The 2,367-nt window shown below is 52.0% G+C and carries 1 rRNA gene; it reads left to right on the forward strand.

The annotated features are described in order from the left end of the window. Positions 1-2,347 (forward strand): 23S ribosomal RNA (locus tag BLO31_RS08640); the annotation flags it as partial. Between the last annotated feature and the right edge of the window lie 20 nt (positions 2,348-2,367).

The raw sequence follows: 2,367 nt of genomic DNA on the forward strand, positions 1-2,367 counted from the left end.
GTGACTGCGTACCTTTTGTATAATGGGTCAGCGACTTATATTCAGTGGCAAGGTTAACCATTTAGGGGAGCCGTAGGGAAACCGAGTCTTAACTGGGCGCTCAGTCTCTGGATATAGACCCGAAACCAGGTGATCTAGCCATGGGCAGGTTGAAGGTTGAGTAACATCAACTGGAGGACCGAACCGACTAATGTTGAAAAATTAGCGGATGACTTGTGGCTAGGGGTGAAAGGCCAATCAAACCTGGAGATAGCTGGTTCTCCCCGAAAGCTATTTAGGTAGCGCCTCGGACGAATACTACTGGGGGTAGAGCACTGTTAAGGCTAGGGGGTCATCCCGACTTACCAACCCTTTGCAAACTCCGAATACCAGTAAGTACTATCCGGGAGACACACGGCGGGTGCTAACGTCCGTCGTGGAGAGGGAAACAACCCAGACCGCCAGCTAAGGTCCCAAATTATAGCTAAGTGGGAAACGATGTGGGAAGGCTTAGACAGCTAGGATGTTGGCTTAGAAGCAGCCATCATTTAAAGAAAGCGTAATAGCTCACTAGTCGAGTCGGCCTGCGCGGAAGATGTAACGGGGCTAAGCTATAAACCGAAGCTGCGGCAATGCCTTTTAGGTATTGGGTAGGGGAGCGTTCTGTAAGCCGTTGAAGGTGAGTTGTAAAGCTTGCTGGAGGTATCAGAAGTGCGAATGCTGACATGAGTAACGATAAAGGGGGTGAAAAACCCCCTCGCCGGAAGACCAAGGGTTCCTGTCCAACGTTAATCGGGGCAGGGTAAGTCGACCCCTAAGGCGAGGCTGAAAAGCGTAGTCGATGGGAAACGGGTTAATATTCCCGTACTTCTTACAATTGCGATGGGGGGACGGAGAAGGCTAGGTGGGCCTGGCGACGGTTGTCCAGGTTCAAGTGCGTAGGCTTGAGAGTTAGGTAAATCCGGCTCTCTTCAAGGCTGAGACACGATGTCGAGCTACTACGGTAGTGAAGTCATTGATGCCATGCTTCCAGGAAAAGCCTCTAAGCTTCAGATTGTAAGGAATCGTACCCCAAACCGACACAGGTGGTCGGGTAGAGAATACCAAGGCGCTTGAGAGAACTCGGGTGAAGGAACTAGGCAAAATGGTACCGTAACTTCGGGAGAAGGTACGCTCTTGACGGTGAAGTCCCTTGCGGATGGAGCTATTGAGAGTCGCAGATACCAGGTGGCTGCAACTGTTTATTAAAAACACAGCACTGTGCAAAATCGTAAGATGACGTATACGGTGTGACGCCTGCCCGGTGCCGGAAGGTTAATTGATGGGGTTAGCGCTTGCGCGAAGCTCTTGATCGAAGCCCCGGTAAACGGCGGCCGTAACTATAACGGTCCTAAGGTAGCGAAATTCCTTGTCGGGTAAGTTCCGACCTGCACGAATGGCGTAATGATGGCCACGCTGTCTCCACCCGAGACTCAGTGAAATTGAAATCGCTGTGAAGATGCAGTGTACCCGCGGCTAGACGGAAAGACCCCGTGAACCTTTACTACAGCTTGGCACTGAACATTGAGCTACATGTGTAGGATAGGTGGGAGGCTTTGAAACACTGTCGCCAGATAGTGTGGAGCCGACCTTGAAATACCACCCTTGTATGTTTGATGTTCTAACTTAGCCCCGTCATCCGGGGTGAGGACAGTGCCTGGTGGGTAGTTTGACTGGGGCGGTCTCCTCCCAAAGAGTAACGGAGGAGCACGAAGGTGGGCTAATCACGGTTGGACATCGTGAGGTTAGTGCAATGGCATAAGCCGCTTAACTGCGAGAATGACGGTTCGAGCAGGTGCGAAAGCAGGTCATAGTGATCCGGTGGTTCTGAATGGAAGGGCCATCGCTCAACGGATAAAAGGTACTCCGGGGATAACAGGCTGATACCGCCCAAGAGTTCATATCGACGGCGGTGTTTGGCACCTCGATGTCGGCTCATCACATCCTGGGGCTGAAGTCGGTCCCAAGGGTATGGCTGTTCGCCATTTAAAGTGGTACGCGAGCTGGGTTTAGAACGTCGTGAGACAGTTCGGTCCCTATCTGCCGTGGGCGTTGGAGAATTGAAGGGGGCTGCTCCTAGTACGAGAGGACCGGAGTGGACGAACCTCTGGTGTTCGGGTTGTCATGCCAATGGCATTGCCCGGTAGCTAAGTTCGGAATCGATAACCGCTGAAAGCATCTAAGCGGGAAGCGAGCCCTGAGATGAGTTCTCCCTGATACTTTAAGTATCCTAAAGGGTTGTCGTAGACTACGACGTTGATAGGCAGGGTGTGTAAGCGTTGTGAGGCGTTGAGCTAACCTGTACTAATTGCCCGTGAGGCTTAACCATACAACACCCAAGGGGTTTTG

The organism is Vibrio sonorensis, from assembly GCF_001854765.1.
GTDB lineage: Bacteria > Pseudomonadota > Gammaproteobacteria > Enterobacterales > Vibrionaceae > Vibrio > Vibrio sonorensis.